The sequence below is a fragment of the Halosolutus sp. YCN4 genome (assembly GCF_059736495.1).
Map to the genome: position 1 here is coordinate 457905 of NZ_JCASSM010000002.1, position 19154 is coordinate 477058.

General features: G+C 67.5%; 20 protein-coding genes. 16 read left to right on the forward strand and 4 right to left on the reverse strand.

The window, feature by feature from the left end:
• Positions 1 to 24: 24 nt before the first annotated feature.
• Positions 25 to 450, reverse strand: coding sequence for a hypothetical protein (locus AC6I6X_RS08460; protein ID WP_497930082.1), 426 nt, complete (start codon positions 448 to 450; stop codon positions 25 to 27).
• A gap of 253 nt (positions 451 to 703) precedes the next feature.
• Here AC6I6X_RS08460 and AC6I6X_RS08465 point away from each other — a divergent pair, with 253 nt between their 5' ends.
• A complete protein-coding gene (locus AC6I6X_RS08465) occupies positions 704 to 2875 on the forward strand; it encodes an ATP-dependent DNA helicase (RefSeq protein ID WP_497930083.1) in 2172 nt (723 codons plus the stop codon).
• Positions 2876 to 2914: 39 nt separating this feature from the next.
• On the opposite strand, the gene AC6I6X_RS08470 is transcribed toward AC6I6X_RS08465, so the two are convergent.
• Positions 2915 to 3415 carry a 2'-5' RNA ligase family protein gene (locus AC6I6X_RS08470; RefSeq protein ID WP_497930084.1) on the reverse strand — a complete coding sequence of 167 codons (501 nt, stop codon included), beginning with the start codon at positions 3413 to 3415 and terminating at the stop codon, positions 2915 to 2917.
• A 69-nt stretch (positions 3416 to 3484) separates the two neighbouring features.
• Positions 3485 to 3679: a DUF7554 family protein gene (locus AC6I6X_RS08475; RefSeq protein ID WP_497930085.1), complete on the reverse strand. Its 195-nt coding sequence runs from the start codon at positions 3677 to 3679 to the stop codon at positions 3485 to 3487.
• Positions 3680 to 3764: 85 nt separating this feature from the next.
• Here AC6I6X_RS08475 and AC6I6X_RS08480 point away from each other — a divergent pair, with 85 nt between their 5' ends.
• The 10 genes from AC6I6X_RS08480 (at position 3765) to argF (ending at position 14534) form a co-directional block, all read left to right on the forward strand.
• Positions 3765 to 4943, forward strand: a complete 1179-nt coding sequence (locus AC6I6X_RS08480) for a helix-turn-helix transcriptional regulator (RefSeq protein WP_497930086.1) — start codon at positions 3765 to 3767, stop codon at positions 4941 to 4943.
• A 419-nt stretch (positions 4944 to 5362) separates the two neighbouring features.
• The gene (locus AC6I6X_RS08485; protein ID WP_497930087.1) at positions 5363 to 6613 is read left to right on the forward strand and encodes an argininosuccinate synthase; all 1251 of its coding nucleotides are present in this window, start codon (positions 5363 to 5365) and stop codon (positions 6611 to 6613) included.
• A gap of 2 nt (positions 6614 to 6615) precedes the next feature.
• Positions 6616 to 8115, forward strand: a complete 1500-nt coding sequence (gene argH / locus AC6I6X_RS08490; protein WP_497930088.1) for an argininosuccinate lyase — start codon at positions 6616 to 6618, stop codon at positions 8113 to 8115.
• 213 nt (positions 8116 to 8328) lie between these two features.
• Positions 8329 to 8493: a lysine biosynthesis protein LysW gene (gene lysW / locus AC6I6X_RS08495; RefSeq protein WP_005554620.1), complete on the forward strand. Its 165-nt coding sequence runs from the start codon at positions 8329 to 8331 to the stop codon at positions 8491 to 8493.
• The gene (gene lysX, locus AC6I6X_RS08500; RefSeq protein WP_497930089.1) at positions 8490 to 9374 is read left to right on the forward strand and encodes a lysine biosynthesis protein LysX; all 885 of its coding nucleotides are present in this window, start codon (positions 8490 to 8492) and stop codon (positions 9372 to 9374) included. The genes lysW and lysX overlap by 4 nt, the downstream gene beginning before the upstream one ends.
• Positions 9374 to 10450, forward strand: a complete 1077-nt coding sequence (gene argC / locus AC6I6X_RS08505) for an N-acetyl-gamma-glutamyl-phosphate reductase (protein ID WP_497930090.1) — start codon at positions 9374 to 9376, stop codon at positions 10448 to 10450. Before lysX ends, argC begins: the two co-directional genes overlap by 1 nt.
• Before the next feature lies 1 nt (position 10451).
• Complete coding sequence (locus tag AC6I6X_RS08510) at positions 10452 to 11360, forward strand: acetylglutamate/acetylaminoadipate kinase (protein WP_497930091.1); 909 nt, start codon at positions 10452 to 10454, stop codon at positions 11358 to 11360.
• Positions 11357 to 12511, forward strand: a complete 1155-nt coding sequence (locus tag AC6I6X_RS08515; protein WP_497930092.1) for an aspartate aminotransferase family protein — start codon at positions 11357 to 11359, stop codon at positions 12509 to 12511. Before AC6I6X_RS08510 ends, AC6I6X_RS08515 begins: the two co-directional genes overlap by 4 nt.
• On the forward strand, positions 12508 to 13617 hold the full coding sequence (locus tag AC6I6X_RS08520; protein WP_497930093.1) for a [LysW]-lysine hydrolase: 1110 nt from the start codon (positions 12508 to 12510) through the stop codon (positions 13615 to 13617). Before AC6I6X_RS08515 ends, AC6I6X_RS08520 begins: the two co-directional genes overlap by 4 nt.
• Positions 13617 to 14534, forward strand: coding sequence for an ornithine carbamoyltransferase (argF, locus tag AC6I6X_RS08525; protein WP_497930094.1), 918 nt, complete (start codon positions 13617 to 13619; stop codon positions 14532 to 14534). Before AC6I6X_RS08520 ends, argF begins: the two co-directional genes overlap by 1 nt.
• Before the next feature lie 397 nt (positions 14535 to 14931).
• Here the strand turns inward: argF and AC6I6X_RS08530 are convergent, their stop codons facing one another.
• On the reverse strand, positions 14932 to 15399 hold the full coding sequence (locus AC6I6X_RS08530; protein ID WP_497930095.1) for a histidine kinase: 468 nt from the start codon (positions 15397 to 15399) through the stop codon (positions 14932 to 14934).
• A 166-nt stretch (positions 15400 to 15565) separates the two neighbouring features.
• Between AC6I6X_RS08530 and AC6I6X_RS08535 the strand changes: the two genes are divergently transcribed.
• The 5 genes from AC6I6X_RS08535 to AC6I6X_RS08555 all read left to right on the forward strand — a co-directional run bounded on the left by AC6I6X_RS08535 (position 15566) and on the right by AC6I6X_RS08555 (position 19153).
• Complete coding sequence (locus tag AC6I6X_RS08535) at positions 15566 to 15820, forward strand: DUF8001 family protein (protein WP_497930096.1); 255 nt, start codon at positions 15566 to 15568, stop codon at positions 15818 to 15820.
• Positions 15821 to 15853: 33 nt separating this feature from the next.
• Positions 15854 to 16288, forward strand: a complete 435-nt coding sequence (locus AC6I6X_RS08540; RefSeq protein WP_497930097.1) for a helix-turn-helix domain-containing protein — start codon at positions 15854 to 15856, stop codon at positions 16286 to 16288.
• A gap of 48 nt (positions 16289 to 16336) precedes the next feature.
• Positions 16337 to 17596, forward strand: coding sequence for a threonine synthase (gene thrC, locus AC6I6X_RS08545; RefSeq protein ID WP_497930098.1), 1260 nt, complete (start codon positions 16337 to 16339; stop codon positions 17594 to 17596).
• Between the two features lie 125 nt (positions 17597 to 17721).
• Positions 17722 to 18042: a hypothetical protein gene (locus AC6I6X_RS08550; RefSeq protein WP_497930099.1), complete on the forward strand. Its 321-nt coding sequence runs from the start codon at positions 17722 to 17724 to the stop codon at positions 18040 to 18042.
• A gap of 202 nt (positions 18043 to 18244) precedes the next feature.
• Positions 18245 to 19153 carry a transcription initiation factor IIB gene (locus tag AC6I6X_RS08555; protein WP_497930100.1) on the forward strand — a complete coding sequence of 303 codons (909 nt, stop codon included), beginning with the start codon at positions 18245 to 18247 and terminating at the stop codon, positions 19151 to 19153.
• Position 19154 lies beyond the last annotated feature (1 nt).

Genomic DNA, 19154 nt, shown 5'->3' on the forward strand with positions numbered 1-19154 from the left:
GTCTGTCGACCCTCGCGGCTGTCGTCACTCCTCGTCGCTGTCGTCGTATCCGGCGACGATCGTCGACCCCGGCGGGGTATCGTTCAGCACCGCCGTTACCGTCGTCTCCTCGAGGTCGACCGTCGACTCGAGGGGCTCCCAGTTGCGATCGCCGTCCCCGTTTTCTGCGCCGCCGGTTTCGACGGCGACCGCCACGTCCGTGGGGCTCGCACCGGGTGGCAGTTCCGCGGGGTCGTAGACCAGCGTGAGCTTGATCGCCTCGATCGCTTTCAGGCCGTCGAGTCCGCGGACGTCGACCGGGTCTCCGAGCGCGTCGATCGGCGGATCGATCGCGCTCTTCGCGAGGCCGAACTCGTCGGGGACGACGCCCGCGACGACGGCGATGCTCGCACCCGCCTGCTCGAGTGTGTCCTCCGCAGCTGTGTCGGAATCGTACCCGGGGATGGCCATATGCGGGGCGAAGCGTTCGACCTATTTGGCGCTGTACCGTGCGTACGCCGGCTATGTTGAATGCATTCAATTGGCACATTCGATCGATCGAACGTGGATCGTAGTCGCGATGTGATCGTACTCGAATCACGGATTTCAACCGCTGCAGCGAGTTCTCGATCGTCCTCACTCTGTTATCGTGTGGTCCGGGAACGTCTGAGAATAGCCGAACCGAGACGAATCCTTTTATCGGAGCGGGAACCTATCACGTACTGTGTCCGACACAGGCGGGTACATGCGGTTCTTCCCGTACGAGCAGCCCTACGAGAACCAGCGCGAGGCGATGGACCGCATCCACAACGCCCTCGTCCGCGGCCAGGACGTCCTCTTCGAGGGGGCCTGCGGGACCGGCAAGACCCTCTCGTCGCTCGTCCCCGCGCTAGAGGTCGCCCGCGAGCAGGACAAGACGGTCGTCATCACGACCAACGTCCACCAGCAGATGCGCCAGTTCGTCGCCGAAGCCCGCGCGATCACCCGCCAGGAGGACATTCGGGCGATCGTCTTCAAGGGCAAGTCCTCGATGTGTCACATCGACGTCGGCTACGAGGAGTGTCAGGCGCTTCGGGACAACACCCGGGCGATCGTCGACGCCGAACGCGATCGCGAGCAACTCGAGCGTCGCCAGCGCGAACTCCTGGCGGAGAGCCAAGAAGGCGACGGCGGCGCGGCCGACGCCCGCAGTGCCGTCATGGACGAACTCGAGTCGATCGAGGAGCGCCTCGAAGATCTCGAGGAGCAGAACGTCTGTGACTACTACCGGAACAACCTGACCGGGGACACGGACGACTTCTTCGCCTGGCTGTTCGACGACGTTCGCACGCCCGACGAGATTTACGAGTACGCCGAGCGACAGGAGTGCTGCGGCTACGAACTCTTAAAGGAGGGAATCGAGGGCGTCGACCTGGTCGTCTGTAACTACCACCACCTGTTAGACGGCGTCATCCGCGAGCAGTTCTTCCGGTGGCTCGGCCGCGACCCCGAGGACGTGATCGCCGTCTTCGACGAGGCCCACAACGTCGAGGACGCCGCCCGCGAACACGCGACCCGAACCTGCTCGGAGCGGACGCTCGACTCCGCGCTGGACGAACTCGCCGAGACGGACGACCCCCGATCCGAGGACGCGGCGAACGTCCTCTCCGCGTTCCACCACGCGCTCGTCGAGACCTACGAGGACTCGTTCGGCTTCGGCGATCGCGAGGCGATCGGCGAGAACTGGGCGGACGTCCCGATCGCCAACGAGGGCCGCCGGGACGACCTCACCCTCGCTTTCCTCCAGCAGTACTCTGGACGGGGGATCGACGCGGATCTTGAGGCCGCGATGGACCTCGGCCAGGACCTCGACGAGGAGTACGAGGAGGCCTACCGCGAGGGCGAGACGGCCACGCGGACGGAGTGTCAGACCCTCGAGGCGGCGGCGTTCGTCAGTGCGTGGCTGAACGAGGGCTCGAAGGAGGGGCTCTACCCCGTCGTCTCGGTCACTCGCGACGCGGGCACGGACGAGGTTTACGGCCGGGCGGAACTCTACTCCTGTCTCCCGCGGCAGGTCACGGGACGGCTGTTCGACGACGTGTACGCGACGGTCCTGATGAGCGCCACGCTCCAGCCGTTCGACGTCACAGAGGACGTGCTGGGCCTCGAGGACCCCGTTACGATGGCCTACGGGCTCCAGTTTCCCGAAAATCGGCGACGGACCTACGCCGTCGAGACGCCGCCGCTGTTCTCCGCCGATCGGGACGACCCCGACGTTCAGGAGACGGTCGCCGGGACGATCCACGACGCCGTCCGGATGACGCCCGGCAACACGCTCGCCTTTTTCCCGAACTATAGCGAGGCGAACCGGTACGCCGATCGACTCGAACGCCGCTACGACGGGACGGTGTACCTCGACGAACCCGGCGTCGCCGTCGAGGACCTCCGCCGGGAGTTCGTCGCGAGCGACGACGCCGTGCTGTGTACCTCGCTGTGGGGGACGCTGGCGGAGGGCGTGAGCTTCGACGGCGACGACGCCGAGACGGTGCTGGTCGTCGGCGTTCCCTACCCGCACCTCGACGATCGCGCGGAAGCGGTCCAGGAGGCCTACGACGCGGCCTTCGAGGGGACCGACACCGGCTGGCGGTACGCCGTCGAGATCCCGACCGTCCGCAAGACGCGGCAGGCGCTCGGCCGGGTCATCCGCTCGCCCGAGGACGTCGGCGTTCGCGCACTGCTCGATCGGCGCTACTCGCGCGAGGCGAAGGCGGACCTGGGGAAGTACAGCGTCAACGGCACCTTCCCCCACGAGGAGCGCGAGGAACTGCTCGACATCGATCCCGAGAAACTGAAGTTCGCGATGCTGAACTTCTACGCCGATCACGACGCCTACGAGGGCGACCCGCCGGCACCGTGAGCCGTCAGCTGTGACGGATGCGTCGATCGTCGAGGTCGATCAGGCGGGGAGCCGAACCCGGCTCACCGGCAACTTGTAGGTTCCGTCCCAGAACTCGAGTTCGGTGACGGTCCACCGGATCGGGTCGATCTCCCGATCGGCGAGTCGCGCGGCGGTTTCACCGTCGCCGCCGCGGGCCAGCGTGACGTGGGGGACGTAGTCGCCCCCCTCGAGCCCCTCGATCGTCTCGAAGCTGTCGGTCAGGTCGGCGTGGATCTGTTCGAGACCGGGGCTCTCGACCGCGAGGTAGACGACGGGCGCCGAGCCCAGCGGCGGGTCGGCGAAGTAATCGATGCCGGTGATCTCGGCTTCGACGGCGGGTGCCCCCTCGAGCGCGCGGTGGGCGCGGTGCTGGAGTTGGGCGACGTGGTCGGCGTCACCGAGTCGCTTCAGCAGACACGAGTGCTCCTCGCGGACGCTGTCGAACTCGATCAGCGAGGGGTAGAGGTCGGCGGCGAGTTCGCGAACGCGGCCGGGGACCGGAACGTTGACGCTGTACACGTGGGATTTCGTAGTAGCGGTGGGCGTATCAGTCTGGTGGTCCGGCGACGCAATCGCGTCCCGGTCGGTTCAGATCCGATCGACCAGCCAGAGGACGATCAGGACCGCGATCGCGATCTGGACGAGCATGAAGAACGGCCCGAGCAGACTCGCGAGCCCGCTAATCAGGCTCTGGAGGATCTGCAGGACGAGCAGGACGGCAACCAGTCCGAGGACGATCTTCAGGAGCGTTTCGACCTCGAGTTCGCCGCGGGAGTCGAACATACGTTCACATTAGCGTGAACGTTCAAAAACACACCGTTACCGTGGTCGGAAAGACCTATTTAGGCGGCTCTGTCATCCTCATGTAATGGACGGGAAGGGGCAGTGGGCCCTGCTTTGCGTGCTCGTGGCGCTCGGGTTCGCGATCGCGCTAGTACCGATCGCGTCACCCGTTACCGGGGCCGACGCGGGAGGAACGACGCCGGCGATCCAGGAAGAGCCGACCGAAAGCGGGGAACTCGAAGACGCGGACGAGATACACATCGACGTCGAGATCCGGGAGAACGGGTCGGCGGCGTTCACCGTCGACTACCGATACGCGATCGATGACGAGAACATGTCCGACGAGGAGTGGGACGAGATCCGGACCGACGTCGAGGAGAACGCGGACGCCTACGCTGCGACCGAGGAAGAACGGTGGAACCAGACCCTCGCGGACGGTGAGAACCAGACCGATCGGGACATGAACCTCTCGAACGTCTCCGTCAGCACGGACGAGAGCACCGTGTTACGAGACCGGGAGACGGGCCAGGTCACGTTCACGTTCGAGTGGTCGAAGTTCGCCCGCGTCGAACTGAACCGGATCGAGGCCGGCGACGCGATATCCGGGTTCATGCTCCCCGACGACACCACGCTGCAGTTTCGCTGGCCGGACGAGTACGAACTCTACGACGAACCGGACCCGTCTCCAACCGGGTCGAACGATGGGTCGATCTCCTGGGACGGCGGGGAAACCGAGTTCGCGTCCGAGCAACCACGCGTCGTACTGATGGCCAACGGTACCGACAACTCGAACGAGTCGGACGAGGATCCGAACGAGACGGGCGGCAACCAGGAGACGACCGACGGGGAGCCGGCCGCCACCGACGACGGGCCGTCGATGCCGTGGCTCGCGGTGGCGGGTGCCCTCCTCCTGCTCGCGTCGGTCGGTGCTGCGGGCTGGTGGATCAGGGATCGGCAGATTCGCATTCAGGGTTCGGCTGGTGCCGGTGGGCCGTCGCCGTCGGCCGCCGAGGAACCGGGCGCGTCCGACGATTCGAACGGCCCACCCCCGGAACTGCTCAGCAACGAGGAGCGGGTCCTGCGGCTGCTCGAGGAACGGGGTGGCCGGATCAAACAGCAGGAAGTGGTGTCGGAACTGGACTGGACCGAGGCCAAGACGAGCCAGGTCGTCAGCGGCCTGCGGGAAGACGACGAGATCGAGGTGTTCCGGATCGGCCGGGAGAACGTCCTCTCGTTGCCGACCGAGGACGACACCCCCTCCTGATACGGACTGCTGTCCGTCAGTTCCGCCCCAACTGAAGAGGGGGCGCGGTTGCGCCGCCGACTCGTTACAGCAGCTCGTATGAGTCGGGCGAGCCGGGATGCCGGCGCGATCCTCGGCCGCCGGGTGTGTAACATTTGCCACCCCGGTAGGTTTTAATACTGCTGGGCGTTTTGGTGACACCAATGAGTCGCTCCGTCGGCCCGTCGGCCACCGTCCGTGATACCGACGGTACCGTCCTGCCGCGACCGCGACGACCGCGACCGGGCCTTTGAGCCCGTACTATACTATTCCCCACGTTTCCGGTTCGTTCCCACGTTCCAGCGATCGCAGAATTTCCGGTTAGCAGTCGCTCTATCCTTTATTTTCGAAACATAAACCAATGAGTTTAAGTCTATCCTGCCGTTTCACTCGAATACGACATGACACGCGTTGCACTCGCGTTCTCGGGTGGACTGGACACGACCGTCTGTGTCCCGCTGCTCGAGGAGGAATACGGATACGACGACGTTATCGGCGTCACGGTCGACGTCGGACAGCCGGCCTCGGAGTTCGACGAGGCCGAAGAGACTGCCGAGGCACTGGGCCTCGACCACTACGTCGTCGACGCGCGAGCGGAATTTGCCGACCTCTGTCTCGAGAGCGTTCGCGCGAACGCGACCTACCAGGGCTACCCGCTCGGGACCGCGCTCGCACGCCCGGTGATCGCCGAGGCGATTCTCGAGGTCGCACAGGAACAGGACTGTACCGGTATCGCCCACGGCTGTACGGGCAAGGGCAACGACCAGCTACGGTTCGAGGCCGTCTGGCGCGACTCCGACCTCGAAGTGATCGCCCCCGTACGCGAACTCGGGCTCACGCGCGAGTGGGAACAGGAGTACGCCGCGGAGAAGGACCTGCCCGTCGAGGGCGGGAGCGGCGGCGACTGGTCGATCGACACCAACCTCTGGAGTCGCTCGGTCGAGGGCGACGAACTCGAGGACCCGAGCTACGTTCCGCCCGAAGATATCTACGCGTGGACGCAAGCCCCGACCGGCGACACCCAGGAGATCGAGATCACCTTCGAGGAGGGCTATCCCGTCGCCGTCGACGGCGTCGAGTATGAACCCGTCGAACTCATCGAGCACCTGAACGGCGTGGCCGGGGCCTACGGCGTCGGCCGCACGGACTCGATGGAGGACCGCATGCTCGGGCTCAAGGTTCGCGAGAACTACGAGCACCCGGCCGCGACGACGCTGCTCAACGCCCACGAGGGTCTCGAGGGGCTCGTGCTCACTCAGGAGGAACGCGAGTTCAAGCAGCTGATCGACCAGAAGTGGGCGAAGAAGGGCTACGAGGGCCTGATCGACGCGCCCCTCGTGGGCGCGCTCGAAGGCTTCATCGACGAGACCCAGCAGCGCGTCACCGGCACGGTGACGATCCGCTTCGAGGGCGGGCAGGCCCGCGTGGTCGCCCGCGACAGCGAGTACGCCGCCTACTCGGCCGAACACGCCTCCTTCGACACCGAGACCGTCGGGAAGATCACGCAGGAAGACGCCACCGGCGTCGCCAAGTACCACGGCTTCCAGCGTCGCCTCGCGAACGAATCGATCGCCGCGAACGAGTCCGACGCGGACGACGAGGAAGTCGAACTCGCGCCCGACGGCGGCGAAACGGACGGCGAGGACGCCTGAATATGACCGAGGAGAGCGCTCACGGCGACACGCGGCCCGATGACGTCGTCCGGACCGACGGCGGCGACGAGGGCGTCGTCCGCCGGGACCGCTTCAGCGGCGGCCCCGCCCGGAGCTTCCTCTCCTCGCTCGAGGCCGACGAACGAATCTTCGAGGCCGACCTCGAGATCGATCGCGCCCACGTCGTCATGCTCGCCGAGCAGGGGATCGTCGGCGACGAGGTGGCCGGCCGGATCCTCACCGCGCTCGACGCGATCGAGGTCGACGGCCACGACTCGCTCCCCGACGGCGAGGACGTCCACGAGGCGATCGAGACGGCCGTCGTGGAGCGCGTCGGCCCCGACGGCGGGAAGATGCACACCGCGCGCTCGCGCAACGACGAGGTCGCGGCCTGCATCCGGTATCGCTTGCGCGAGGACGTGCTCGCCGCGATCGAGACGACGATCGCGCTGCGCGAGGCGCTCGTCGAGGTCGCCGCCGAGCACACCGGGACGATCATGCCCGGCTACACGCACCTCCAGCCCGCCCAGCCCACCACGGTGGCTCACTGGGCGTGCTCCTACGAGGGCGCGGTCCGCCGCGACACGGCCCGCCTGTGCGAGGCGTACGATCGGATCAACGAGTCGCCCCTCGGCGGCGCCGCGTTCGCGGGGACGACGTTCGAGATCGATCGCGAGCGCACGGCCGACCTGCTCGGCTTCGAGGGAGTCGTCGAGAACTCGATGGACGCCGCCTCGAGCCGGGACTTCCTGCTCGAGACGGTCCAGGCGCTGTCGACCCACGCGACGACGCTGTCGGGGCTCGCGGAGGACGTCATCGTCTTCGCGAACCGCGGCTTCGTCGACCTCGCGGACGACTACTCCTCGACGTCCTCGATCATGCCCCAGAAGAAGAACCCGGACACGCTGGAACTCGTCCGCGCGGTCGCGGGCGACGCGGCCGGCGGGGTGCAGGGCCTGACGGCGACGCTGAAGGGGCTCCCCCGCGCGTACAATCGCGACCTCCAGCGGGCGACGACCCACGCCTGGGAGACCGTCGACGCCGTGACGGAAGCCAGCGAGGTCGCCGCGGGTGCGATCGCGACGGCCGACTGGAACGGGGACGCGCTCGCCGCGGAAGCGGGCGCTGGGTTCTCGACGGCGACCGGCGTCGCCGACCTGCTGGCGGCGAACGGGCTCCCGTTCCGGACGGCGCACGAACTGGTGGCTCACGCCGCCGAGCGCGGCGCCGACGTCGACGCGATCGAGGCCGCCGCCGAGGAAGTGCTCGGCGAACCGCTCGCCGAGTACGTCGACCTCGCGGCCGTCGAGCCCGCGCTCGATCCCGCCGAGAGCGTCGCGAGTCGAGACTCGCAGGGCGGTCCGGCACCCGACGCGGTCGCGGACCAGATCGATGCGGCCCGCGACGCGATCGCGGCCGACGAGGCGTTCCACGCCGACACGCTCGAGGCGCTCGAGGCGTCTCGCGAGGCGCTTCGCGAGGAGGTGAACGGGTATGTGTGAGGCCGAACGGCCGCGTCCGGAACCCCGACTGCCGCGACCACCGGTCTCGCTGCCGCCGTCCCCGCGAGGGGACCAACTACCTAAACCGTGATATGTCAAACAAAATCTGCCGGAAAATAGCACTTTCACGCCGTTAGTGGCCAGTGTCTATCGTATAATTTTGCTGTTAAGTTCGAAGGGTTTAAGGGATATCGGCTCCCAGTTGGAGGTACAATGACCGAATGCGTCGAGTGCGGGGCCGAAGTGTCCCTGCACGACGACCTGGAAGTGGGAGAGATCGTTGACTGTACGACCTGCGGAGCCGAACTGGAAGTCGTCGACACCGAGCCGCCAGTCCTCGAGCGAGCCCCGGAGCTCGAAGAGGACTGGGGTGAGTGACCTTGCAAGTAGGAATCCTCTACTCCCGGATCCGCAAGGACGAGAAGCTCCTCCTGAACGAGCTACGCGAGCGCGACCACGAGGTCGAAAAGATCGACGTCCGCAAGCAGACGTTCGACATCGGGGAGACGCCCGAGGAGTTCGCGGACCTCGACATCGTCGTCGATCGCTGTCTCGCCACGAGCCGCAGCCTGTACGCCACGAAGTTCTTCGAGGCCTACGGGATCCCCGTGGTCAACAGCCACGAGACGGCCGAGATCTGTGCCGATAAAGTGAAGAACAGCCTCGCGCTCGAGGAGGCGGGCGTGCCCACGCCCGCGACGAAAGTCGCGTTCACCAAAGAGACCGCGATGGAGGCGATCGAGTCGTTCGGCTACCCCTGCGTGCTCAAACCCGTCGTCGGGTCGTGGGGCCGCCTGATGGCCAAGATCGACTCGCCGGACGCCGCCGAGGCCATCCTCGAACACAAGGCCACCCTCGGCCACTACGAGCACAAGGTGTTCTACGTCCAGGAATTCGTCGAGAAGCCCGGCCGCGACATCCGCGTGCTCGCGACCGACGGCGAACCGATCGCCGCGATGGTGCGCTCGTCGGACCACTGGATCACGAACGCGGCCAAGGGTGCCGAAACCGAGGTCTTCGAACTCGACGACGAGGCGAGAGAACTCGTCCAGAAGGCGAGCGACGCCGTCGGCGGCGGTCTGCTGGGCGTGGACCTCATGGAGACCGGTGATTCGTACACCGTCCACGAGGTCAACCACACGGTCGAGTTCAAGGCCTTAGACGGCGCCGTCGACACCGACATCGCCGGCACCGTCGTCGACTGGCTCGAGGAGAAGGCCGCCGACGCGGCGGACGAAACGCTGGAGGTGACCGCCTGATGGCCGTCGGAACCGACGTCAGCGCGGACGAGGGTGTCGAAAATCTCACCGCGACCGTCATCGGCGGCTCCGGATTCACCGGCGGAGAACTTCTGCGTCTGCTCGCGGGCCACCCCAATTTCGAGATCGCCGAGGTCACCAGCCGATCGAAGGCCGGCAAGAGCGTCGGTTCGGTTCATCCGCCGCTGCGCGGCGCGGACCTGCGCTTTACGGAGCCCGACGACCTCGACAGCGTCGACGTCCTGTTCGCGGCGACGCCCCACGGCGTCTCCATGGGACAGGTCGACGAGTTCTTCGAAATCGCGGATACGGTCGTGGACCTCTCGGCGGACTTTCGCCTCGACAGCGAGGCCCAGTACGACGAGTGGTACGACGGCCACGACGCGCCAGAGTACCTCGAGAAGGCGGAGTACGCGCTTCCCGAGATCAACCGCGAGAACCTCGAAGGGGCGGAACTGATCGCCGGCGGCGGCTGCAACGCGACCGCCACCATTCTGGGTTTGTACCCACTGTTCGAGCACGACATCCTCGACGGTGGGGAACGGATCGTCGTCGACGTCAAGGTCGGCTCCTCCGAAGGGGGCGCCGGCGGCGGCGAGGCGTCGAGCCACCCCGAGCGATCGGGCGTCGTCCGTCCCTACGCGCCGACGGGCCACCGCCACGAGGCCGAGATCGAGCAATTCCTCGGGACGAGCGTCGCGTTCACCTGTCACGCCGTGGACATGGTCCGCGGTGCCAGCGCGACGAGCCACGTCTTCCCCTCGGGGCCGGTCTCGAAGGGCGACCTCTGGAAAGCGTATCGGGGCTGCTACGAGGACGAACCGTTCGTCCGCATGGCCGCCGGCGGCTCCGGCGTCTACCGCTACCCCGAACCGAAGGCGGTCGCCGGGACCAACCTCGCCGAGGTCGGCTTCGAACTCGATCCGCAGAACAAGCGCGTCGTCGTCTTCTCGGCGATCGACAACATGATGAAGGGATCGGCCGGCCAGGCGGTTCACGCGGCCAACATCGCCCTCGGCCTGGAGGAAACCGCGGGCCTCGAATTCGCGGGGCTGCACCCCGTGGGGGCGCCCTGAGATGACCGTGGTGGTCAAGATCGGCGGCGCCCGCGCCGTCGATCCCGAAGGCGCCCTCGCGGACGTCGCCTCGCTCGTCGACGACGGTGAGGACGTCGTACTCACCCACGGCGGGTCGACCGCCGTCGACGAGACCCTCGAGGAACTCGGGGAGGAACCGACCTACGTCGAGACCCCCGGCGGCGTCGTCGGCCGCTTTACCGACGAGCGCACCATGGACGTCTTCAAGATGGTGATGCCGGGCAAGCTCAACACCGACCTCGTCGAGTCGCTCCAGAACGAGGGCGTGAACGCGGTCGGCCTCTCCGGCATCGACGGCAAGCTGCTCGAGGGGAAACGCAAGTCCGCCGTCCGCGTGAAGGAAGGCGGCAAGAAGAAGATCAAGCGCGGCGACCACTCGGGGACGATCGAGTCGGTCAACGCGGACCTGCTCGAGACGATGCTCTCGGGCGGCTACACGCCCGTCGTCTCGGTTCCCGTGCTCGGCAACGAGAAGGGGAGCGCGGAACGACGTTCCGCGAATGACTCGAGCGGGCAGGGCCCGCGAGAGGGCGGCTACACGGCGGTCAACGCCGACGCCGATCGTGCGGCGGCGGCGGTCGCCGGCGCGCTCGCGGCCGACCTGGTCGTGCTCACGGACGTCTCGGGGATCTACGCGGACCCCGACGACGAGTCGACGAAGATCGAGTCGGCGTCGACCCCCGCGGAGTTCGCGGCGGTCGAGGACGCCGCGGAAGGGTTCATGACGAAGAAGGTGATGGCCGCCGAGGAAGCCCTCGAGGGCGGTGCGGCCTCGGTGACGGTCGCCTCGGCGAACGCCGACGAACCGATCACGAGCGCACTCGCGGGCGACGGGACGACGATCGAACCCGGCGCGATCGCCGACGACGGCGAGGAGGTGGCCCAATGAGCGATCACGACTTCGTCTCCGGCGGCAAGCCGATCGGCATCGAGCGCGGCGAGGGGCCGTACCTCTACACCGCCGACGGCACGGAGTACCTGGACGCCGGCGCGAGCTACGCGTGCACGCCGCTGGGCCACAGCCACCCCGCTGTCGTCGAGGCGGTACAGGAGCAGGTCGGCGAGTTGACGTTCGTCGACTCCTCGTACCCCGTCCAGTCGCGCGAGGACGCCTACGCCGCGCTCGTCGCGGCGACTCCCGACGGACTCGAGGGGGCCTGGTTCTGCAACTCCGGCACCGAGGCCAACGAGGCCGCGCTGAAGTTCGCGCGGTCGGCGACCGGCGAGTCGAAGATCGTCGCCGCGACCCGGTCGTTCCACGGCCGGACGATGGGCTCGCTCGCGGCGACCTGGAAGGACAAGTACAAGAAGCCCTACGAGCCCCTGGCCGGCGGCGTGGAGTTCGTCCCGTACGGAGACGACGACGAACTCGCCGAGGCCGTGGACGACGAGACAGCCGCCGTGATCCTCGAACCGATCCAGGGCGAAGGCGGCGTCAACGTCCCGCCCGCGGGCTACCTCGAAACAGCCCGCGAACTCACCGAGCAGGCTGGTGCGGCGCTCGTCCTCGACGAGGTTCAGACCGGAATGGGCCGGACGGGCGAGATGTGGGCCTGCGAGGGCGCGGGCGTCACGCCCGACGTGCTCACGACGGCCAAGGGTCTGGGCAACGGCCTGCCCGTCGGTGCGGTCGCGGTCGCGGACTGGATCGCTGACGGCGCGGCCTCGCACAACGCGACGTTCAGCGGCGGTCCCGTCGTCTCCGCGGCGGTCCACGCAACCATTACGACGCTGGTCGAGGAGGAGTGGTCCGCCCACGCTGCCGCGATCGGCGACTACCTCGTCGACGAACTCGAGACGGCTCTCGGCGACGACGTCCGCGAGGTCCGTGGAGAGGGCCTGCTCGTCGGCGTCGAGTTGAAACGCGGTGCGAACCGCGTCGCCCGCGACCTGGCGCTCGAGCACCAGATCCTGGCGCTTCCCGCGGGCCGGACCGTTCTCCGCCTGTTGCCGCCGCTCGTGATCGGCGAGGACGAGGCGGATCAAATCGTCGACGCGCTGACCGAGATCATCGCACCCGAAGCCCAGACCCACTCATGAGCGTGACGATGGACGACACGATCGACGTTTCGCCCGAAGACGCCCGCAACCTGTTGATCGACCTCGTCTCGATCCCCTCGCCCTCGGGAGCGGAACGGGAGGCCGCCGAGCGCCTCGTCGAGTTCTTCTCGGCCAACGGCCGGGAGGCCTGGATCGACGACGTCGGCAACGTCCGCGCGCCGGCCGACGACGCGGTCCTGCTAACCTCCCATATCGACACCGTCCCCGGCGAGATTCCGGTCGAGGTGGAATCGGCCGACGAGGACGACGTCGATGCGGACGTCGCCGACGAGACGGGCGAGGACGTCCTCCGGGGTCGGGGCAGCGTCGACGCGACCGGGCCGCTGGCCGCGATGGCCGCGGCGGCCGTTCGCACGGGCGTCTCCTTCGTCGGGGTCGTCGGCGAGGAGACGAACTCCCGCGGTGCCCGTCACCTGGTCGTCGATCGCGACGAACCCCAGGCGGTCGTCAACGGCGAACCGAGCGCCACGACGGGAATCACGCTGGGCTACCGCGGCTTCCTCGCGGGCACCTACGTCGCGACCAGCGAGTCCGGTCACACCTCCCGGCCCGAGCCGAACGCGATCCAGCACGCCACCGACTGGTGGACGAGCGTCGAGGACGCGTTCGAGCACGACGAGTACACGCCCGTCTTCGAGCGCGTGACCGCCAAACCGGTCGACATCGACGGCGGGATCAGCGACGACGGCCTCTCGGTCGAGACGACCCTCGAGGTCCAGTTGCGGATTCCCCCGTCGCTCGACGCCGAATCGGTCCGCGAGACCGCCGAAGCCGAACTCGAGATCGGGACCGTCTCCTGGGCGGAGCCGATTCCGCCGGTCATGGAGAGCCCACGAACCGAAGTCGCCCGCGCGTTCCGCGCGGCGATCCGAGCGGAGGGCGGCGATCCCCGACTCCTGCGCAAGACCGGGACCAGCGACATGAACCTCTACGCCGGCGCGTGGGACTGCCCGATGGCTACCTACGGCCCCGGCAACTCCGAACTCGATCACGCGCCGGACGAACGGCTCTCGCTCGCGGAGTTCGATCGGTCCACCGACGTCCTGACGCGGGTCGCGACGACGCTTCGCGGAGGTGACGAGTGATGTCGTCCGGTGACGTCCGTCACTTTCTCGAGATCGACGACCTCTCGACGACCGAACTCGAGACCGTCCTCGATCGGGCCGCGGCGTACAAACGCGCCCAGCGGGGTGGCGACGACCACGCCGACCTCGCGGGCCAGACGTTGGGGATGATCTTCCAGAAGCCGAGCACGCGCACCCGCGTCTCCTTCGAGACGGGGATGACCCAGCTCGGCGGCCACGCCGTCTTCCTCGGAGAGGACGACATCCAGCTCGGTCGCGGCGAGCCGCTGAAAGACACCTCGCGGACGCTCTCGCGGTACGTCGACGCCGTGATGGCCCGGGTGTTCAAACACGAGAACATCCAGGTGCTCGCGGAGTACTCCTCGGTGCCGATCGTCAACGGTCTCACCGACGACGCCCACCCGTGCCAGACGCTCGCGGACCTGCTGACGATCCGCGAACAGGAAGGCGAGTTCGACGGCGTGTCGGTCGCCTGGATCGGCGACGGAAACAACGTCGCCCAGTCGTTCACCGTGGGTGCCGCGCTGACGGACATCGACCTGACGGTCGCCACGCCCGAGGGGTACGGAATCGACGACGACGTGCTCGATCGGGCCCGCGATCTCGGCGGCGATCCGACGGTGACGCACGATCCCGTCGCCGCCGCCACGGACGCCGATATCATCTACACCGACGTCTGGATCAGCATGGGCCAGGAGGACGAACGCGACGTCCGGATGAACGACTTCGAGGGGTTCCAGGTCTGTTCGGACCTCCTCGAGCACGCCCCCGACGCGTCGGTCATGCACTGCCTGCCGGCCCACCGCGGCGAGGAGATCACCGACGCCGTCATCGAGAGCGATCGATCGGTCGTCTTCGACCAGGCCGAGAACCGCCTCCACGCCCAGAAGGCGCTGTTGAGCTGGTTGCTGGAGTAGTCTTGGGTCACGGTATCCCCGGATGATCGATCGCCGGCAGCCGATTGCGGGAGCCGGCATCGCGTGTCGGCCGCCGCTCGGTCCACGTTGGCGGCCGGTAAACGGACGATTTCGTGCCGAAATTCCGTATTTAATGTTGATAACGACTGTTTCACGAAGTCGACTATCAACCGAAGTTACATAGGGGGCCGTCGAAGGACCGCGTGGCAGTATGTCGTTCAGACTGCTGCTCGCCACGCTCATCTTGGTGCTCGGACCGGCAGCACTGATCGCCATGCACCTGGCGTAGGCGAGCAACGGGGGTGCTGGAGGTATCGGCTATCGACCAGGGGGTTGCAAACGCCCTTTTTCATCGATTATTCGCCCACCATCGGGGCGGTGGGTCGTCGACTCGATGCTACCGCGCCAGCAGCGCGTAGGTGATCCCGAGGACGAGTCCGTACGCGGCGTGTCCGACGAGACTCTCGACGGCGACGTTCGGCACGGCGGGTGCCATCGGGAAACCGACGGCCGAGAGCCAGATCGGCATGACGAGCACTGCGAGGATCGCCCAGACGATCAGTCCGTACCCGACACCGGCGGCGGTGGTCCCGATCGGGCCGAGGTCCCGTCCTATGGCCGTGAGCACGGCCGCGAAGACGACGCCGAGGACGGCGCCGTGGGACACGTGAACGATCATCCCCAGGAGGCCGCCTTCGAGCCCGTACATCGCCGGGATCGCCATCTCGAGGACCGCGGGGGTCTGGATCGCCATCATCGCGCCGAAGACGATCGCGCCGACGATCCCGCCGACGGTCCCCGCCTGCCAGGGTTCGAGTGCTGTTCCGAGCCGTTCGTCCGTTCGCGTTCGTACTTCCGATGCCATGGGGGTGCGTAGCACATGGGTCCGTGTAGCGGTATCCCGGTCTGGCATCGTGTGTACACAGTCACTGCGACGGACGGGTTCGCGGACGGCGAGGTGTCCGGGGTGGAACGGTCGGACGGTGTGCGGACGCGAAGATTCTTTGAATCGGCCGCCCCAGTTCGACTCGATGGCGGATCCTCTTCGAATCACGGCAGGTGAACTCGACGAAGACGCGATTCTAGACGCGTTACAGGACGGTCGGCGGATCGTAGTCACGACGACGACGCTCGGGACGGACCACGAGGTGACCCTGCGGTACGATGGCTCGGTCTACTACTGCGACACGCCGACGCGCCTGCACCGTCACGAGACCGAGCGCGAGATGCGAACCTGCGTCCGGAACATGGGGTACGCCAGCGACTCGGCGGCGGACTCGGAGTAACAGTTCTTTGCCTTGGAAGCCATTCGATCACGTATGACGAGCGACCCGCGACACCGACTCGACGAGTTACTGGAGGATTCAAATCCGCCGTTCGAGAAGGTGATGAGTTGCGTGTTCGGGATCGAGGACCACGAAACGCGGACCTACCTCGCGCTTCGCGACCGGCCGGGGAGCACGATCGACGAACTGGCGACGGCCCTCGATCGCGATCGGAGCACGGTCAACCGCGCCCTGTCGACGCTTCACGAGCGAGGGCTCGTTCGCCGGGATCGACGCTTGCTCGACGGTGGCGGCTACGTCTACCAGTACACGGCCGTCGCGCTCCCCGAGGCCAAGGCCGCGCTCCATCAGGCGCTCGACACCTGGACGGGAACGGTCCACGACGTGATCGACGAGTTCGACGGTCGATCGGCTGGGGCCGAGTCCGGTGGCGAGATCGGGGCCGGATCCGAGACGACCGGCGAGTAGCCGTCGAATCCACGTGCTTTTTGCCCCTCGCCCACCTCTCGCTCGACAATGAGTCTCAGCCTTGCCGCTACCCAGCCGAAGCCGCCGGTCGACGCCGACGACGGCGTCTGGCTCGAGTGCATCGAGTGCTCCGAGACGTTCGCCCCGTTCGACGACGTTCGCTACACCTGTGACGAGTGTGATGGATTGCTCGAAGTGCGGTACGCTGACCTGCCGACCTTCGACGACTTCGCGGGCGAGGGGGTCTGGCGGTACGCCGCCGCGCTCCCGTTCGAGGAGGGCGTGACGACCCAGGAGGGCGCGACTCCGCTGTACGAGGTGCCACGACTCGAGGCCGACGTCGGCGTCGAAGCGCTGCGGATCAAACACGAGGGAATGAACCCGACGGGGTCGTTCAAGGACCGCGGCATGACCGTCGGCGTCAAGGTCGCGAAAGAACTCGGCGTCGGTCGGCTCGCCTGCGCCTCCACCGGAAACACCAGCGCGGCGCTCGCGGCCTACGGCTCCCGCGGCGGGATGGAGACGCTCGTGCTCCTGCCCGCGGGCAAGGTCGCGGCGGGCAAAATTGCCCAGGCCAGCCTCCACGGCGCGCGCATTCTCGAGGTCGACGGCAACTTCGACGCCTGTCTCGACATCGTCCAGGAACTCGCCGCACGCGGCGAGGCGTACCTCCTGAACTCGTTGAACCCCTTCCGACTGGAGGGCCAGAAGACGATCGGCCTCGAGATCCTCGAGGCGTTCCGCGACGACTACGGCACGTTCCCCGATCGGATCGTCCTCCCGGTCGGCAACGCCGGGAACACCTCGGCGCTGTACAAGGCCTTCCGCGAACTCGTGCAGGCGGGCGCACTCGAGGCCGACGACGTGCCGAAACTGACCGGCGTGCAGGCCGAGGGCGCGGCCCCGATGGTCGAGGCGATTGAGAACGGGGCCGACGAGGTGCGGCGCTGGGACGACGTGGAGACCCGGGCGACGGCGATCCGGATCGGAAACCCGGTCAACGCGCCGAAGGCCCTGCCCGGCATCCGCGAGACCGGCGGCACCGCGATCGCGGTCTCGGACGCGGAGATCACCGACGCCCAACGCGACCTCGCCGAGGAGGGGATCGGTGTCGAACCCGCCTCCGCGGCCTCCGTGGCCGGCCTGCGCAAACTCCGCGCGCAGGGGATCGTCGACGACGACGAACGGGTCGCCTGCCTGACGACGGGCCACCTGCTCAAGGATCCAGACGCCGCGGCCGCCGCGGGGAGCGATCCCGAACCGGTGCCGGCCGACACCGAGGGCGTCATCGAGCACCTGCAGGGGTAAGTTCGGTCCCGATCGATCCGGAGCGACCGCTCGGCGACGCCGTCCGTCGTGCGTCCGACGCCCGTCTGCGGCGTCTGACGCCCGACTGACTGGGTTTTTTTGCTCCCTCCGTTGCCGAGTCTGCCATGTCCGTCGAGCAACGATCCGGCGATCCCCGCGCCCGCGAATCGACCCGAACCAGCACCGATCCCGTAGCCACGGCGGCCGTGACCCCGTCGATCGACGTCCCGGGCGTCGAGTCCCCGTCCCCGATGGCCTCTCGCATCGAACGCGTCCGCCTGCGCGCCCAGGTCGCCGCCCTCGAACGCGAACTCGCGGCCAGCGAGTGCCGGCGACAAGCGATCGTCGGACAGTACGAACTGCAACTCGAGGAGCGCCAGGACTCGAACGAATCCGGGAACGGCGTCCTCGACGTCGTCCGCCGTCTGGTTCCCGAGCGCCGATAGGCCGCGTGCACGGCGCGGTCTCGAACCGATCGCTCCGCTCTCCGCTTCGTCCGGTCACGGCCGGATGTATCGCTCTCCGCACACGGCCTCGCCGGCCTCTGTGAGTCCCGCTGCGCCGTCGAGAGCGGGTTTATTTCTGCGCTAAACCTGTAGTTTAAATACGATTACGAGGATCGATCAGAATGAGGAACACTGATTACCGATGGAGAATTCGGAGTCTTCCCAAGCCTGTCCCGAGTGTCACGGCAGAGTTCGACGCACCGAGACGGAGGTCGTCTGCGAGGACTGCGGACTCGTCTGTGACGAAGACGCGATCGATCGCGGGCCCGAGTGGCGCTCGTTCGACGACGACGGGACCGACCCTCGCCGGACCGGTGCGCCGCTGACCCGGTCGCGACACGATCGCGGCCTCTCGACGGAGATCGGGTACGGCACCGGCAGCGATTTCGGATCCGGGACGCGGCTCACCGGCCGGAAACGTCGCCAGATCGTGCGCCTCCGGCGGGAACACAATCGGGCCCGCATCGCGACGAAGGCCGACCGGAACCAGGCCTACGGCTTCACAGAAATCAAACGCATCGCCGCGCGACTTTCGCTCGACGATTCGATCCGCGAACAGGCGTGTGCACTCTTCGAATCGGCGCAATCGGAGGGACTGTTCCAGGGTCGATCGCTCGAGGGGTTCGCCGCCGCGGCGATCTACGCGACCTGCCGGACGCGATCGATCGCGCGCACGATCGACGAGATCACGACGGTCGCGCGCGCCGACGCCGACGAACTCACCGCCGCCTACGACGCGCTCAACCGCGACCTCGGCCTGCCGACCGGCCCGATCGATCCCGCCCAGTACCTGCCGCGCTACGCCTCGGAACTCGACCTCGAAGCGCCCGTCGAACGCCGGGCCCGCGACCACGTCGCCACGCTGCTCGAGGCCCGCGCGATCGGCGGTCGCAATCCCAGCGGCGTCGCGGCGGCCTGTCTCTACCGGGCCGCCACCGAACGCGAGGCGTGGTCGTCGGTGACCCAGGCCGACGCCGCCGAGGTCGCGGACGTCGCGCCGGTGACGATCCGATCGACGGTGACGACGCTCACGGAACTCGATCGAGAGTAGA

Bases quoted from the DNA above. Each gene is read 5' to 3' on its own strand.
- AC6I6X_RS08460 (WP_497930082.1), bottom strand. From the start codon at position 450: ATGGCCATCCCCGGGTACGATTCCGACACAGCTGCGGAGGACACACTC.
- AC6I6X_RS08475 (WP_497930085.1), bottom strand. From the start codon at position 3,679: ATGTTCGACTCCCGCGGCGAACTCGAGGTCGAAACGCTCCTGAAGATC.
- AC6I6X_RS08480 (WP_497930086.1), top strand. From the start codon at position 3,765: ATGGACGGGAAGGGGCAGTGGGCCCTGCTTTGCGTGCTCGTGGCGCTC.
- AC6I6X_RS08485 (WP_497930087.1), top strand. From the start codon at position 5,363: ATGACACGCGTTGCACTCGCGTTCTCGGGTGGACTGGACACGACCGTC.
- argH (WP_497930088.1), top strand. From the start codon at position 6,616: ATGACCGAGGAGAGCGCTCACGGCGACACGCGGCCCGATGACGTCGTC.
- lysW (WP_005554620.1), top strand. From the start codon at position 8,329: ATGACCGAATGCGTCGAGTGCGGGGCCGAAGTGTCCCTGCACGACGAC.
- argC (WP_497930090.1), top strand. From the start codon at position 9,374: ATGGCCGTCGGAACCGACGTCAGCGCGGACGAGGGTGTCGAAAATCTC.
- AC6I6X_RS08510 (WP_497930091.1), top strand. From the start codon at position 10,452: ATGACCGTGGTGGTCAAGATCGGCGGCGCCCGCGCCGTCGATCCCGAA.
- AC6I6X_RS08515 (WP_497930092.1), top strand. From the start codon at position 11,357: ATGAGCGATCACGACTTCGTCTCCGGCGGCAAGCCGATCGGCATCGAG.
- AC6I6X_RS08520 (WP_497930093.1), top strand. From the start codon at position 12,508: ATGAGCGTGACGATGGACGACACGATCGACGTTTCGCCCGAAGACGCC.
- argF (WP_497930094.1), top strand. From the start codon at position 13,617: ATGTCGTCCGGTGACGTCCGTCACTTTCTCGAGATCGACGACCTCTCG.
- AC6I6X_RS08530 (WP_497930095.1), bottom strand. From the start codon at position 15,399: ATGGCATCGGAAGTACGAACGCGAACGGACGAACGGCTCGGAACAGCA.
- AC6I6X_RS08535 (WP_497930096.1), top strand. From the start codon at position 15,566: ATGGCGGATCCTCTTCGAATCACGGCAGGTGAACTCGACGAAGACGCG.
- AC6I6X_RS08540 (WP_497930097.1), top strand. From the start codon at position 15,854: ATGACGAGCGACCCGCGACACCGACTCGACGAGTTACTGGAGGATTCA.
- thrC (WP_497930098.1), top strand. From the start codon at position 16,337: ATGAGTCTCAGCCTTGCCGCTACCCAGCCGAAGCCGCCGGTCGACGCC.
- AC6I6X_RS08550 (WP_497930099.1), top strand. From the start codon at position 17,722: ATGTCCGTCGAGCAACGATCCGGCGATCCCCGCGCCCGCGAATCGACC.
- AC6I6X_RS08555 (WP_497930100.1), top strand. From the start codon at position 18,245: ATGGAGAATTCGGAGTCTTCCCAAGCCTGTCCCGAGTGTCACGGCAGA.